Below are 16,833 nucleotides of genomic sequence, written 5' to 3'. Positions count from 1 at the left end.
TGCATGAGGGATGGGAAAGGCATCCTTTTGTTTTCCTTTTTAGGGAAAGCAAAAGATACAATGGACAGCCCGACCCGTAGGGACATGCCATAATGTTTTTTATGGTGTCTAAAATTTATTTTAATAAAAAGCCACCAAAACTTAATTTGGTGGCTGATTAAAAATAAACTAATCAAAAATATCTTTATTAGGATTTATTGTTTGATGAATTTCATAATTTTTACTTGATTTTCGTCGTTGTAGGCCTTAATAAAATACATTCCGTCGTTTAAATCACTTATACTATATTGTTGATCTTTAGCTTTGCTTTTGCTGTAAGTTTTAACTAATTGTCCTGTTATAGAATAAATTTGGACCTTGGTTGTATTTGTGTTTAATGTAAAATAACTTGAAGCTGGATTTGGATAAATATAGATATCTTTTAATACATCAAAATCTGTAGTGGCCAAAGTGGTTGTTTTATTTCCGTAGATTCTAAATTCTCCAGGTTGTAAATTAATTGTAGCATTGGCATCGGTCACTGAGTAAGGAGAGTTATCCATTAAATTGTACCACGAGCCTGTGTATTGGAAGCCTGTAGTCACATCCTTGGCAGTTACATCAAAATTAGCAATGATGAGAACATCTTTAAGATCTGTATTTGCTAAAGCGTTATTGGTGATTTTGATGTTTTGTGTTAAACTTGATGTGCTAGTCATTGTGGCGACTCCTGAAAAAACAGCTTCAGTTGTTTTTAATCCAATCATTCTAGCCCAATCATAATAGATTTTATTTCTAGTGTCGTTACCTAGCCAGTCATCTCCCCATTGTTTTTGTGGTTTGGTAGATAATTTACAATCTCCAGCTATTGTAGAAGAATTGTCATTTACGCTACCATCACTACAGGTAAAAATTGAGGATTCGTTTCCTAAATCACCAAAATGCCAAATCATTTTTGGGCCTGGAACTAATAAAGATACGGCTCCTATAGATGACATTCTCGATAAGGCTACATTAAGATTTTTTACATTATGAGCTGAATTTGCTGAGTTCCCGTATTGTATATTTTTGTACATCAGGCGTTCTTCATCATGACTTTCTGCATACCCCATTAATCTATTAGATGTAAAACCGCGACTTTGACTTGTCATTTTTGAAATATTAGCGGTATAACCCATTGATAATTCGTTATAATTGTCGGTCATTTTTCCCCACATCATGATTCCTTTACTTGGTGTCTCATTAGTTTTATAATTAGCCCATTGTTGCTCTTCGGCATCAGTTCCCAAGTGTTCAAAAATTGTGTAGTGAGTTGGATCTAACGACCAAGAATAGTCAGCATAGGATTTAAGAACAGCGACTCTATCAGCTTGTTCTGCATTGGTACAAGCATCTTGTCCGCCAGCAACATTTGAAGGACAATTTTGCGTAAATCCTTTGGTTAAATCCCAACGGAAACCATCAATTTTGTATTCTTCGATCCATTGTTTGACTACACGTTTTACATAATTTTGAGTTCTTGGTAACTGGTGGTTAAAATCTTCTCCTACGTTATAGCTGTGCATTGCTACAGTATTAAAATATGGATTTTCTGCAGTTGGGGAACCATATCCATCGCCATCTGGGTCATTCATCCACATGCGTATCATCGGGTTTCTTTCAAAAGCATGATTCAAGGCTACATCCAGAATCACTGCAATTCCGTTTTGATGACATAAGTCAATTAGCTCTTTTAATTTGGTAGAAGGACCATAAAATTTATCCAATGCCATATGAAAAGAAGTGTTGTATCCCCAGCTTTCGTTTCCTTGAAATTCCATTACGGGCATTAATTCAATAGCATTAATTTTTAAATTTTTAAAATAATCAATACGATCAATAAGATCTTGATAATTTCTGTTGGCATCAAAATCGCGTACTAATACTTCGTATACAACTAATTTGTCTTTTTCCGGTTTTACAAAACTTGTCGTTGCTGCGCTCCAAGCATATGGAGTTTGTCCAGTTTGTAAAACAGTTACTTCTTTATCTTGACCAGCAGGATATGGAGGAATATTTGGATAAGTGGATGCTGGAATATATTGATCATCATTAGGAGATAACACTAAAGTCGAATATGGATCGGCTGTTTTTACAAGTGCAGGAGAATTAGCTATGGGTGTTGATTCTCCGACCCAATATTGATAAGTGTAATTTTCTTGTGATTCTAAGCCCGTCAATTCTATCCAAAATTTTGTGGATCCAGCTGTAGCGTCTTTTTTCATGGCATAAGTATTGTCAGGTTGCCAATTGTTAAAACTTCCAGCTACATAAACAAAATCCTTTAAAGGTGCATCTAAAACTAAAGTAGCTTTGGTTGCATCAGTTGGATTGTAATTGATTCCGTCAATCATGCCAGCAGGGATAGTTTCTGGAGCTGCATTTGGATTAATAACCACGGTAAATTTTTTGGTTATAATGGTTGTTCCTTGTGTTACCTCCAATTCATAGTTTTGATTGTCTGTGATATTTGTGTGGGTAAATGAATAACTAGAAATACTCGCGCTAGTATTGATGCTAACTCCGTTTGACTTTAAATTGTAACTTGCAACACCGTTAGTATTGGTTGCAGCAATCGAAAGATTTTGGCCAGAAGATAAAATTGTAGTACTGTTTTGTGTAGGTGAAGTTAAGTTAACTTGGAATGAACCTACTTCTGCAAGGATATCTTGTGATTTTTTATCTCCAGTTCCATTTTTGGCCTTAATCAAAAAACCGATTTTTCCAATATTAGTTACATTGTAATAGGTTGTTGGTATGAATGTCTTTGTATAAGTATCATTACCTGCATTATAAGTGAATTTACTGGCTTCGTCAGCAGCTTCCCAAGAACCATTAAGAGGTGTTCCTTTTGGAGTTGCGTCGTCTAAGTCAAATGCCCAGGCCCATAAATACAGTGCGTTCCCGGTAACACCCCAAGTGCTTTCGTTTATGCTGTTTCCATTGATGGTGATTGTAATTGAAGTTGTTTCTTCAAATGTTTCAGGACTTATGGAATAGGTAACTGTTTGTATCTGGGCAAAACTTCCCAAAGAAACAAAGAGTAATAATAAAAGTAAAAGTTTTTTCATGGTTTTCATTGGTTTTTAGGTTTATAACCTCTTGGAATCATAAATATAGTTATATAAAGACATTTCTATGTTAGCGTTTTTTAAAACGCTTTACGACAACGTTGTAGTGTTGAAAAATAAAATTAAAATAATTGATTTAGACACTAAAAATTGGTCTGTTTTTTCGAAGTTGAAAAGATTGTATATACTTGATATTTGTGAAATGCTATGGTTCTAAGAAATTATAATCTGGAAGTTTCTAAAAAGTGGAGGCATATTTGTGAATGCAGGATCTATAAATATGAATGCAGATGTAATAAGTATAACTGCAGGAGTAAATTATATATACAAATGAGACTGGACTTCAAAAAAAAATGAATGTATAAAAGGGAAGAGTGATATGAAATAAAAAAGGGCTATCCGTTAGATAGCCCTTTCTTAAAAATGTAAATAGAATTATGGTTGTAGTACCATTGTGTAAGTATAAGCTCTCGGATTACTCAAATCTAAAGTAATGATATAATTTCCGGCAACAGCAACAGGGATATTATCATTTACATTAAATTCTAATGTTCCATCAGCTCCAGTATCTCCATAATTGATGTCCCAACCATTATTTGCTCTGAATTTCATACTTCCAACAGTTAAGGCTGCTGTAATTGTCCAAACCTTAGTAGTTGCATTATAGGTCATGTTTGTACTGTTATCCCAGCTTCCAGTTGCATCACCAACGATTCCCCAATCGGTCTTTGTAAATTTGTATGACAATTTTGCCGCATTAACCTCTACCAAATAATAACCTGTAGAGGCTGGAGTTGGGATATCTCCTCCGTTTAATTTAATGGTTCCCGCAGTGTCACCTAGACCAAATTGAGGTTTATCCCAAGTAGCATCAACTGTCATTTTAAATGCACTAACACTTGCGAAATTCACATACCCTTCAAGATCTGGCTTGTTTAATCCTGACGAAGCCAATTGTGGAGCAGTTGCAGGAGTCCAATCTCCTCCATAACCTGAGGCTCCTTGATAACCTCCAGGTAGCCACAAACGAGCTGGATTGATGTAAGGATTGATTACAATTCCAATCGCATCTGAGTACATTACAGGTGCAGTACCAGCAACGGCTTTGATTCTCACAACAAATTCAGTTGGTGAATAAGGAACAGCACCTAATGCCAATGCTGCTTCATCCATAGTTGTTACGGAAACTGATAATTGGTTTTGTGCTTCTACAGAACCAAGATTTTTGAACTCAGTAGTTCCTGTAAAGTTATTTACCTTAGTATCAATCTCTAAAGTGTAAGTAACTGTAGCTCCGCCAAAATTAGCCGAATTCCAAGTAAAACGCTCAGCCTGAAGCTCAGCATTTTCCCCTTTTAATTCATAGATGGCACCCGATTGAGGAGCTGTCAATACTGGAACGTCAGTTGTTGTAACTTCAGGTCTGTCCTGTATATCACTTGGAGTACACGAAAAAGCAAATACTGCAAATAATCCGATTAACGATTTAGTTATATTTTTCATATTTATATTTTTAATATTTTTTAAGCTTCCGGCGTTTAATGACCGGAAGCCTTCAAAATTAGTTTTTCTTTAGAGTGTAAGTATATTCTCTTGGATTGCTCAAGTCCAAAGTAATGGTGTAATTACCTTCAGATGGAACTGAGATGTCAGCTTTACCATACTCCAATGTACCATCAGCTCCGTCATCACCAAAGTTAATATCCCAAGCAAAATTGGCTCTAAATTTGATTTTTGCGGCTTTCAAATGAGAGGTTGCTGTCCAAAGTTTAGTATCCTTGTCATAATTCATCACAATATCTGGTTTAGGAGTCGCATCGGTTGGCCATCCACCAGGAGTCGCATCACCTGTAATACCCCAAGCAGTTGCTGTCAGTTTTTGGGTCAATTTTTCAGTATCTACTTCTACTCTGTAATAACCAGCTGCAGGCATATCAATATCCCCACCAGTAGTGCTGATTTTTCCAGCATCTGCTCCGGCACCGTAATTGGTACCAGTCCAGCTAGGCTGAGCTGAGTACTTGTATTTCGCACCTGTACCTTCAAAGTTTACATATCCTTCAAAATCCACTTTTCCGAATCCGGAGGCTGATAATTGAGGCGCTGATGAATGTGTCCAGTCTGAACCGTATCCTGATGCAGCCTGATAGCCTCCTGGAATCCATAATTTAGGATTTTCAGTTGTATAACCAGTAACAGTGATAGTGATTATATCGGAATACATAGGTGTAAAAAGACCGGTAGCGGCTTTAATACGCACATCATAATCAGCTGGTGTGAAAGGAATTGCATCCAAATTTAGTACAGCTGTATTCATAGCTTCCTGGGTAACGGACAATTGGTTTTCTGCTTTTATTGATCCCAAAGATTGTACGTTTGCAAAATTGTTTCCTTTTTTATCGATTTCGACAGTGTAGTTAATCTCAACAGGGCCTCCAAAATCAGCTGAAGTCCAAACAAAACGTTCTATCTGAGCAGCAGCACTTTCTGGCTTCAACACGTAAGAAGCACCAGTTTCAGGAGCTGTTAATACAGGAGCACCAACAGGTGAAATTACTGCCCTGTCCTTCACTTCATCTAGTGTACAAGACACGGCAAGTACAGCAAATAGAGCTATTATTACTTTAGTTAAATTTCTCATATTATATGATTAATATTTAATGATTTAGTTATTAGTAACCTGGATTCTGTATCAATTTTGTATTTGCTGATAAAGCATTCGCAGGAATTGGGAATATATCTCTGTATGATTGAGTTGGTGCTCCGCTCTCTACCCCACCTTTCCAAGGCCAGATATAAGAACCTCCAGTAAATTTACCAAAACGAACCAAATCCGTTCTTCTATGAAGTTCCCAATGCAATTCTCTTGCTCTTTCGTCAAGAATGAATGGTAATGTCAATTGAGACTGTGTAATAACGTCTGCTTTCGCTCTGCTTCTCAAAGCATTTACGTATGTAACCGCTGTAGACAGATTTGCCCCTGACGCTCCTCGAATAGCACATTCAGCATACAACAAATAAGTATCTGCCAAACGGAACAACGGGAAATCAGAATCAACAAAATCACCTTTTTTGTCTGATCCAGGTACTCCTGCAGTAGTTAAATTTCTAAATTTCTGAACGGCATACCCATCTGTAAATACCGATATGTCTTTAATTTCAAGACTTTGACCATCTTTGTAGAAATTCCCTCTAGTATCGGATGTATTTGCAGCTTCAGTTGTTCCTGGAAACATTTTTACAAATGCAGAGGTAGTTCTTATACCTCCCCAACCTCCGTTGATACCAAAGTCATCTTTTTTCATACTTCCACCAACTGCTGCGTGAGTTAAGAAAGTCGTTCCACCGAAAGTTTGTGTATTTAGACCGTCACTTGCAACAGTAAAAATAAATTCGTTTTCTGCTCCATTTTTGTCATTATCAGCCAAAAATAGTTCTTGGTATCCATTTCTACCTGCTGGATTATGAATGATATAACCTGAAGCGATTATCTCGTTTAATAATGGAACAGCTTTATTGAATCCATCATTGTCATTTACATAAACCTTTGCATTCATATACAAATTAGCCAATAACATTTTTGCAGCACCTTGGTCTGCACGATATTTTTCGTTTCCTCTAGGTTTCAACAATGGAATGATTGTTTTCAATTCTGATTCAACAAAATCGTACAATTGAGCTCTTGTAGCATAGTCAGGATAGTAAAAATCTATTGGAGACTCTTCTGTTACCAATGAACCACCACCATAAGCATCTAGTAAATGCCAATAAGTTAAAGCTCTCATAAATCGAGCTTCTGCTCTGAAATAACCGATTTCAGTTTTCAAAGTAGCATCAACTCCTCTCGCTGTTAATTTCTCATCAGTGGTTTGTCTTAAAAATTCGTTACAGTTAACGATTTGGAAAGAGAAACGGGCATAAGTGGCATTTAGGAAAGTATCCAAAGAAGTCCAAGTTTGATTGTGGAAATCTTGAATAGTTGCATCACCCCATGCTATAACTGCCAAATCAGTAGTTAATTCCTGTAAATAATAATATCCTCTAAGATAGTCACTTGCTCCCTCGTCAACGCCCGAAACGTCTGGTGAACCAGCAGGTCCTTGTTGTCCTGTTACTGCTAAGCCAGCATAAATTTTGGCCAAAAACTGCTTGTAAGAAGCCGGATCTTTAAATAATTCGTCTGATGACTTTGAATCACCATTATCAGGTACCTGATTCAAATCATCTGTACATGAAGGAAATATCGTTACCAATAATAACAATGAAATTCCCAATAATTTTATTTTAATATTTTTCATCTTGAATAGTTATTAGAAATTACAGTTTAATCCTAATGTATAAGTTATAGGTCTTGGGTATAAATTGTTATCGATACCTCCTGAAAACTCAGGGTCTAGTCCTGTATAATCAGTAATTATCAATACGTTTTGAACTGAACCTGTTAATTTAAGCATTGATAAAAATTTAGGTAATTTTTTGAAATTATATCCTAAACTGATGTTGTCTAACTTAAGGAAAGAGGCATCTTGTACATAATAATCCGATTGCTGACGTCTAGCATCATTTGATTTGAAATCAGTATATAATAAATCTTCAACACTGTTTTTAAGGTTGTTCTGATAAATCAATACTGAATTCATATAGCCATAACCTGAATCAACATTGTTGTAGTTGAAGTTACCCCATGAACCTCTCCAGTTCATAGACATATCCCAGTTTTTGTAAGATAGAGATGTATTGAATCCGTAGAAAATATCCGCAGCCGGTTTGTGGAAACGGTATTTATCTTTTTCGTTTACTATACCATCGCTATTTCGGTCTATAAATACTCCGTCAAGAGGTTTTCCGTCTGTTCCATATGCCTGCTCATACACGTAGTATGAGTTTGGTGCATAACCTACCTGGTGATTTTGAATCATGTTACCTGTACCTCCAGAGTAAACTCCAACATCAATACCTGGTGTATCATCTTGTGTAGTGGTCAAAGCCGTAATTTTAGAATCTTGGAAAGTAATGTTACCACCAATAGTCCATTCCCAATCGTCAGTTCTTACCGGTATTACCTGTGCAGAAAGTTCAACCCCTTGGTTACGGATTGATCCAACGTTGTAGTTATCTTTGTTTGAGAATCCAAAGAAAGGAGGGTTGTAAGTATTTAATAACAAATCATCAGTATCTCTTTGGTATACATCAGCTGATCCAGTAAATCTATTCTCGAAGAAGCCAAAATCAATACCTGCATTTATTGTTGTTGTTTGTTCCCATTTCAAGTTACTATTGTAAGGTTGAGGACGGTAAGTAGTGTAATATGTATTTCCAATCTTGTATCTTGCCTGATCATTTGAACCTAAATATAAAGGAACTGATGGGTAAGAAATTCCAATATCTTGTTGTCCAGTGATACCCCAACCTCCTCTAAGTTTCAAGGATGAAATTACTTCAACGTCTTTTAGGAAATTTTCTTCATTCAATTTCCAACCTACAGCCACAGCAGGGAAATTACTCCATCTGTTATCCTCTGTAAATCTTGAAGTACCATCACGACGATATGACATAGTCAACAGATATTTATCTGCAATAGTTACATTAGCTCTCGCGAAGAATGATTGTAAATTCACACGAGTTGGATTGAAAAGCTCTTTATTATTTGTATCGTTTTGATAGTTATAACTAGCTTTTTCTTTTGAATCCCTAAAATCTTGATAAGTATAACCACCAGTAACATCAAATACAGTGTTGATAGATTCAACAGTTTTGTTGTAGTTAAGGTATAAATCCATCACTTTGTTGTTTCTGGTCTCTTCATTTCTGTAAGTGTCTCCAGCTCCTGAACCATCAACTCCATCAAGATAATCAAGAGAAGTATTTCCATAGCTTTGTCCTTGCATTCTGTCATAACCAAAGTTGGCTACGGCTTTTAATTCTGGCAAGAAGTGCATTTTATAATCAAACTGAATATTTCCGGTACTTCTAAAAAATTCACCGTAATTATTAAACTGGTCGATTAATGCAACCGGATTTCTGTTTGCCAATTGGATTAACTCCCCGTTTTCATACCATTGGAAATATTTTCCGTCTGCATTTCTAACTGGTTGCGATGGGTCAAAACCTATTGCATTTCCAATAGCGCCTCTGTTACTGTAATTACTTTTTGTATAAGAAGTGTTGCTGTTTAACTCAACTTTTAAGTGTTTGTCTAAGAAATTTCCAACAAGACTAGCGTTCAAAGAAGTTTTCTTCATGTTATCTCTCTCAAGAATACCGTCAAAATCACCGTAACCAGCGGATACTCTATAGGTAACATTGTCTTGACCTCCAGATGCACTTACGTTATGATCAGTTCCTAAAGCTGTTCTGTAAATTTCGTCTTGCCAATTGGTAGTAGAAGCACCAATCAAACCTATTTGTTCTGCAGTGCCATATTTATTTACGTAGTTCGTGAAATCAGCAGTTGATAATGCATCCACTTGATCGTAAATTTCAGAAACTTGGAAGTTACCGTTGTAGCTTACTTTAAGTTCGCCTGCTTTCCCTTTTTTTGTTGTGATAAGTACCACCCCGTTTGATGCACGTGAACCATAGATAGCGGTTGCAGAAGCATCTTTCAAAATAGAAATAGATTCAATGTCATTTGGGTTAATGTTTGAAAGCGGGTTTTTTCCTCCTTCAACACCACCTGTAGCAACAGGAACGTTATCAATAACATATAATGGATCATTATTTGCACTAAGTGAAGAACCACTACGAATACGAATTGTAGCACTCTCTCCAGGAGAACCACCACCGTTCGTGATTTGCACACCGGCAACTTTACCTGTGATCATTTGATCAGCCGAAACTACAGGACCTTTGTTGAAGTCTTTAGTTCCTAATACAGCAACAGCACCAGTAGCATCTTTTTTCTTAACAGTACCGTATCCTACTTGTACTACTACTTCTTTTAATTCATTTGAATCTTCCTGAAGTTTGATAGTTAAAGATTTTTGGGATCCAACTGCAACTGATATTGTCTTGTAACCCATATAAGATATGTTTAAGATATCTGTTGGTTTTACATCATTCAATTGAAATTTACCGTCAAAATCTGTCGAAACACCTGTGTTACTTCCCTCTATTTTTACATTTACTCCAGGAATAGATTGGCCATCTGCATTATCTAGCACAATTCCCTCAACTTTGTTCTGGGCCATTGCACAAAACGGAAGTAGGAGTAATAAAAATAACAACTTTTTATAAATTGTTTTCATACTTTTTGTTTAAATTAATTGTTTTTTGGTTAAGTTTTGCTTAAAAAATTTTACTTCGAATTCCAAAATTATGAATTAATTAACACGCTCGACATGACTTAAATCATACTAGGTTACGAAAACGTGATAGTGTTGAAAACTTTGCTTTTTATATTTATTTTCACGCGAATATTTACAATAAATAAAAAATTATGTTACCTTTATTAAGAATCGATTATTACAATATAGTAATGCCACATTTATGAAGAAAAAAGTAACTCTAAAGCAGATTGCTAAAGAATTGGATGTTTCAATTTCTACTGTTTCAAAATCTCTTAGAAACAGTCCGGAAATTGGAGAAGAGACGAGATTAAAAGTACAAGCATTTGCCAAATTTTATCATTATAAACCAAACAATATTGCCCTTAGTCTTAAAAACCGAAAAACTAAAACAATAGGCATTATTATTCCCGAAATTGTACACCATTTTTTCTCAACTGTAATCAATGGTATTGAACAAATAGCCAATGAAAATGGGTATAGTGTTGTTATTTGTTTATCAGATGATTCTTTTGATAAAGAAGTATTAAATATGGAACTTTTGGCTAATGGAAGTATAGATGGCTTCATTATGTCATTGTCTAAAGAGACTCAATTTAAAGGCGATTTTCATCATATTACCGAAGTAATAAATCAAGGAATGCCTGTTGTAATGTTTGATCGAGTAACCAATGAAATATTGTGCGATAAAGTAATTATTGATGATAAACAGGCAGCGTATGAGGCCGTACAAAACTTAATTGATAAAGGGCGAAAAAAGATCGCTTTGGTCACCACCGTAGATTATGTGAGTGTCGGTAAATTGAGAACCGACGGGTATGTTAAAGCATTATTAGATAACAATTTGCCTTTTGATGAGCACTTGATTATCAAAATTGAGGATATCGATACTTGCGAAATAATTATTGGCAAATTATTGGAAGACGAGGCTATAGATGCTGTTTTTGCAGTAAATGAAATTTTTGCAGTAACCTGTATCAAAACGGCTAATAAAATTGGATTGAATGTGCCAAAAGATCTTGCGGTAATTGCATTTACGGATGGCATGATTTCAAAATATTCAACACCAACCATTACTACAGTGAGTCAAAGTGGTGTAAAAATGGGTAATCGTGCTGCCAAAATTATTATTGACCGATTGGAGTCTGAAGATGAATCTGAAGATGAAAATTACATCACTGAGGTTATTGAGACCTATTTAGTAGAAAGAGAATCTACAGGTTAAATTTTTAGAAAACCCAAAATATTGTATTCAATTGCTAGGCTTTTATGACATTAAATTAATCACGATGTAATCATTTGCTTTTGAGATTAAAACTAAAATATAAATCGAATGGATTCAACTCTATTCGATTTTTTTGTTTTGTCAATTCTAAAATAATTTGCAAAAAAAATACGTATTTTATTAATTACTACAACCTTGTAGTTATAAAAAATGATTATTTTTTGGTTTTGTTGAATATAAACCAAAAAGATTTTTATATATTTACTCCCCGTTTAAAGCTTTTCTTTTACTTCGAAAAATGAGATGAGTTTTTTTATGACGACAATTCAGTCGTGTTTTATTTATTTAAACACGATGAAATCTTGCGAAATAAATTCATAAGTAGTATTGTGATTTAATGAATTTTTACAAGTGTTATAGTTAATGATTTTTGGCAAAGTTTATCAATATCGATAAATATCTTTAACTATTCTGTTTCATTATCAAAACAATTTTTATCAAAACAATTAGGTTTAGAAATGACTATTTTAAGTTTTTTTTGATGCCAATTAAATTTTTTTGTGATTTCAAATAAATCAGCAAAAACTGGTTCAAATGTTATATGCAATTGAGTTATACCAAAATCATTGGATTAAAATAAAATGATAATGGTATAAGTTTTGATAACAGTGATTTGAACCAAACTTTATTTTGTATTGTTTGTAATTTTCATAATCAATTTTAGTTGGTGCAATAAAAATAAAAAAGTCAAAGTAAACAGTGTGTTTATCAAGTAAATATGTAAATTTTTAATGATGGAAAAACCGAAATTAAGTTTTTGGCAAATATGGAATTTAAGTTTTGGGTTCTTAGGGGTTCAAATTGGCTATTCTTTGCAAAATGGAAACACAAGTAGAATATTGGAAGCGTTAGGGGCTGATGTTCATAGTATAGGTTATTTTTGGTTGGCAGCACCTTTAGCTGGTTTAGTTGTACAACCGATCATTGGTCTTTCAAGTGATAAAACCTGGACTAAATTAGGAAGACGAATCCCATTTATATTTTTTGGTGCAATTGTATCAGCATTGGCAATGTTTTTCATGCCAAATGCAGAATATTTTACATTCTTATTACCGCCTTTATTATTTGGAGCAGTGATGTTATTGTTAATGGATACTTCCTTTAATGTTACGATGCAGCCATTTAGAGCATTAGTGGGAGATATGGTCAATGATGAACAACGCAATTTGGGTTATTCACTTCAAAGCGCTTTAATCAATTTTGGAGCTGTTTTCGGGTCATTATTGCCTTGGATTTTAGTAAAAATTGGAATGTCTAATGTGCCTGCTGAAGGTGAAAAAGTAGCAGAATCGGTAATCTGGTCTTTTTATATTGGAGGTGCAATATTATTAGGAACAGTACTTTGGACTGTTTTTAGAACCAAGGAATATGGACCAAAAGAGCACGCTGAATACAATAAAATTGACTTGAATGCTTCTGAGAAAAAGGAAAAAACTAGCATTTTTACATTGATTGGAAATGCACCAAAAATATTTTGGCAGTTAGGAATCGTTCAGTTTTTCTCATGGTTTGCTTTATTTTTAATGTGGGTTTACACCACAAGAGCAATTGCAAATCAAGTTTGGGGACACGGAGTTGCTCTCGATGCAAAATCAATTGGTTTCAATGAAGCTGGGGATTGGACGGGAGTAATGTTTGCTTTCTATAGTGGAGTTGCCGCTTTGTTCTCTTTGCTGATTCCTTCGATTGCAAAATCAATTGGAAGAAAAAAAACCTACAGTTTCTCACTTCTATTAGGAGGATTAGGCTTGATTTCTATGTTTTTAGTTGAAGACAAAAACATGTTGTTGCTTTCTATTTCTGGAGTAGGATTGGCTTGGGCTGCTATTTTGGCTATGCCTTATGCAATGTTATCAGGTTCATTGCCAGCAGATAAAATGGGAGTGTATATGGGGCTTTTTAATGCGACCATTACCCTGCCACAAATTGCTGCAGGTATATTGGGAAGCACTTTAATTGCACTTTTTGGAGGTAATCCAATGGCGATTATTGTAATTGCTGGTGTGTCTCTGCTTATTGCAGGCTCAGCAGTATTTTTTGTAAAAGAAAAAGTAGAAGTGTAAAAATAAACAATAAGGAGAATTATAATGAAAAAGAGAAAAGGATTTATTTTTGATTTAGATGGTGTAATTGTGGACACAGCCAAATATCATTTTTTGGCTTGGAAAAAAATTGCGAGCGAATTAGGAATTGACTTCACATTAGAACACAATGAATTATTAAAAGGAGTAAGTCGTGTTCGTTCCTTGGATATCATTTTAGAATTAGGTAAAATTGAAGCATCACAGGAAAATAAAGACAAATGGTTAATTCAAAAAAATGAAGATTATCTATCCTATTTAGTAGATATGAACGAGACTGAAATTTTACCTGGAGTGATGAAAGTTTTAAAATTTTTAAAAGAAAACAATCAGCCAATCGCTTTGGGTTCTGCCAGTAAAAATGCAAGACCTATTCTTGAGAAAACAGGAATTTTGTCTTTTTTTGATGCTATCGTCGATGGGAATGATGTTGTTAATGCAAAACCAGATCCTGAAGTTTTCCTTCATGCAGCACGTTTATTGAATGTTACCAATGAAGATTCAATTGTTTTTGAAGATTCTGTAGCAGGAGTGCAAGCTGCAAATATTGCAAAAATGCGAAGCATCGGAATTGGAGAAGAATCAACATTGCATGAAGCAGAATATGTTTTTAAAGATTTCAATGAAATTAATTCTACTTTTTTGGAATTACTAATAAACAAATAATCAACAAAAAATGAGGTTAAAGAGGAATGAAGCAAAGAGGTGTTTTATTCTTGAACTTCAAACCTTACCCTTAAATTTAACAGAAAATGAATCAAGATTATATAAAACCAGACAATTGGTCTATCATTGAAGAAGGATTTGATAGAGAGAGCGTAAAATCATCTGAAAGTCTTTTCAGTATCGGAAACGGTGCAATGGGGCAAAGAGCAAATTTTGAAGAAAATTATTCAGGAGAAACTTTTCAAGGAAGTTATATTGCAGGAATTTATTACCCAGATAAAACCAAAGTGGGCTGGTGGAAAAATGGATATCCTAAATATTTTGCCAAAGTATTGAATGCTCCAAATTGGATTGGTATCAATATTGAAATCAACGGTGAAGATTTTGATTTGAATTCTTGTACCGAAGTTAAAAACTTTCGTCGTGAATTGAACATGAAAGAAGGTTGGTACCATCGTTCTTTTCAAGCGACTTTGAAAAACGGAACTGAAGTAGCAGTCGATATTCGTCGTTTCCTTTCTCTGGATTTAGATGAAGTTGGGGTGATTAATTATGAAATCACACCTTTGAACAAAGATGCCAAAATTATTTACAAACCGTATATTGATGCTGGTGTAACCAATGAGGATGCAAACTGGGAAGAAAAATTCTGGGAGCCATTAGACGTTAAAAAATCAGGGAATGAAGCTTTTGTTACGGCTCAAACTTTCAAAACGCATTTTAAAGTAACAACCTTCATGCAAAATACTATTTGGGCAAGAGGTGAAAAACAAAATTTGTCTCCAACATCTGTTGATACAATAGCGGATAAAATTTTATTTTATTATGATGTTATTGTAGCAAAAGGAGAAAAATCTGGAATTCAAAAAATTGGTGGATATACTGTTTCATTAAATCATGCTGATACAATTTCGGCTGCTGAAAATATTATCCAAACTGCTTTAGCAAAAGGTTACGATCAATTATTGCAAGATCAAATTGATGCTTGGGCAAAAATTTGGGAAATGTCAGACATCACTATTGATGGAGATGTAAAAGCACAACAAGGAATTCGTTTTAATATTTTCCAATTGAATCAAACCTATTTAGGAAAAGATTCTCGATTGAATATTGGGCCAAAAGGATTCACAGGAGAAAAATACGGTGGATCTACTTATTGGGATACTGAGGCTTATTGTATTCCATTTTATATGGCAACAAAAGACCAACAAGTGGCGCGTAATTTATTGACTTATCGTTACAATCAATTGGACAAAGCCATCGAAAATGCTAAAGATAATTTAGGTTTTACGAATGGAGCAGCTTTATATCCGATGGTTACCATGAATGGAGAAGAGTGTCATAATGAATGGGAAATCACCCACGAAGAAATCCACAGAAACGGCGCCATCGCTTTTGCGATTTACAACTACTACCGTTTCACTGGCGATTACTCTTATATCCCAGAGAAAGGATTGGAAGTGTTAATTGGTATTGCCCGTTTTTGGCACCAAAGAGCTTCTTTTTCTGCAAACAAAAATCAATACATGATTTTGGGAGTAACAGGTCCAAATGAATACGAAAACAACATCAACAATAATTTCTACACCAATTATATTGCTAAATGGTGTATTGATTATGCTTATGAGCAAATTCAAAAAGTTTCATTGGAATATCCTTCAGACCATAAGCGTATTATGGAAAAAGTAAAACTTTCTGAAACGGAATTGCAGGAATGGAATAAAGTTGCGGGTAATATGTATTTCCCAAGATCGGAAGAAATGGGAATTTATTTGCAACAAGATGGTTTCTTGGACAAAGATTTGGTTCGTGTAAAAGATTTAGATCGTTCACAAAGACCAATCAACCAAAAATGGTCTTGGGACCGTGTATTACGTTCGCCTTATATCAAACAAGCTGATGTATTGCAATGTTTTTACTTCTTTGAAGATCATTTTGCTAAAGATGAATTGGAACGTAATTTTGATTTCTACGAATCATTTACGGTACACGAAAGTTCATTGTCTCCTTGCGTACACTCTATTCAAGCTGCTTTGTTAGATAAAATGGATATGGCTTATGCCTTTTACTTAAGAACTTCTCGTTTGGATCTTGATGATTATAACAAAGAGGTTGAAGAAGGTTGTCATATTACATCTATGGCTGGAACTTGGATGAGTATTGTTGAAGGATTTGGTGGAATGAGAGTAAAAAATGATGCACTTCATTTCTCTCCAAAAATTCCAAAAGAATGGGGAGGCTATTCATTTAAAATCAATTTCAGAAACCAAATTTTGAAAATTGCAGTTGATCATAAAGAAACAAAATTATCCTTGGAAGGAACTAAAGAGCTAACTGTTTATGTAAACGGCGCCCCTGTTTTGGTTCAGCCAAATAATTAAAATCAATCAATTACAAACCCTTTCCTAGTATTACTTCGAAAGGGT

9 protein-coding genes are annotated in these 16,833 nt (G+C 34.7%); 4 read left to right on the top strand and 5 right to left on the bottom strand.

Annotated features, from left to right (window positions below; translation table 11 throughout):
• Window positions 1-194 precede the first annotated feature (194 nt).
• From J2W95_RS17340 to J2W95_RS17320, 5 genes are all read right to left on the bottom strand, one after another.
• Window positions 195-3,089, bottom strand: coding sequence for an alpha-amylase family glycosyl hydrolase (locus J2W95_RS17340; protein ID WP_310009296.1), 2,895 nt, complete (start codon window positions 3,087-3,089; stop codon window positions 195-197).
• Between the two features lie 435 nt (window positions 3,090-3,524).
• Window positions 3,525-4,592 (bottom strand): SusE domain-containing protein, encoded by a 1,068-nt coding sequence (locus J2W95_RS17335; protein ID WP_310009294.1) that lies wholly within the window; start codon window positions 4,590-4,592, stop codon window positions 3,525-3,527.
• Between the two features lie 58 nt (window positions 4,593-4,650).
• A complete protein-coding gene (locus J2W95_RS17330; protein WP_310009292.1) occupies window positions 4,651-5,730 on the bottom strand; it encodes a SusE domain-containing protein in 1,080 nt (359 codons plus the stop codon).
• 31 nt (window positions 5,731-5,761) lie between these two features.
• On the bottom strand, window positions 5,762-7,387 hold the full coding sequence (locus tag J2W95_RS17325) for a RagB/SusD family nutrient uptake outer membrane protein (protein ID WP_310009291.1): 1,626 nt from the start codon (window positions 7,385-7,387) through the stop codon (window positions 5,762-5,764).
• A 12-nt stretch (window positions 7,388-7,399) separates the two neighbouring features.
• Window positions 7,400-10,336, bottom strand: coding sequence for a SusC/RagA family TonB-linked outer membrane protein (locus J2W95_RS17320; protein ID WP_310009289.1), 2,937 nt, complete (start codon window positions 10,334-10,336; stop codon window positions 7,400-7,402).
• Between the two features lie 241 nt (window positions 10,337-10,577).
• On the opposite strand from J2W95_RS17320, the gene J2W95_RS17315 reads away from it, so the two are divergent.
• The 4 genes from J2W95_RS17315 to J2W95_RS17300 all read left to right on the top strand — a co-directional run bounded on the left by J2W95_RS17315 (window position 10,578) and on the right by J2W95_RS17300 (window position 16,788).
• Entirely contained in the window at window positions 10,578-11,600 is a 1,023-nt protein-coding gene (locus tag J2W95_RS17315) for a LacI family DNA-binding transcriptional regulator (protein WP_310009287.1), read from the top strand.
• A 794-nt stretch (window positions 11,601-12,394) separates the two neighbouring features.
• The gene (locus J2W95_RS17310; RefSeq protein WP_310009285.1) at window positions 12,395-13,723 is read left to right on the top strand and encodes an MFS transporter; all 1,329 of its coding nucleotides are present in this window, start codon (window positions 12,395-12,397) and stop codon (window positions 13,721-13,723) included.
• A 24-nt stretch (window positions 13,724-13,747) separates the two neighbouring features.
• The gene (gene pgmB, locus J2W95_RS17305) at window positions 13,748-14,407 is read left to right on the top strand and encodes a beta-phosphoglucomutase (protein WP_310009283.1); all 660 of its coding nucleotides are present in this window, start codon (window positions 13,748-13,750) and stop codon (window positions 14,405-14,407) included.
• Between the two features lie 86 nt (window positions 14,408-14,493).
• Complete coding sequence (locus J2W95_RS17300) at window positions 14,494-16,788, top strand: glycoside hydrolase family 65 protein (protein WP_310009282.1); 2,295 nt, start codon at window positions 14,494-14,496, stop codon at window positions 16,786-16,788.
• The last annotated feature ends 45 nt before the right edge of the window (window positions 16,789-16,833 follow it).

Origin of the sequence: Flavobacterium granuli (genome assembly GCF_031456055.1) — a bacterium.
GTDB classification, from domain to species: domain Bacteria; phylum Bacteroidota; class Bacteroidia; order Flavobacteriales; family Flavobacteriaceae; genus Flavobacterium; species Flavobacterium granuli_A.
The sequence above is the reverse complement of the archived record's forward strand: the minus strand, read 5'-3'. Positions and strand labels throughout refer to the sequence as shown.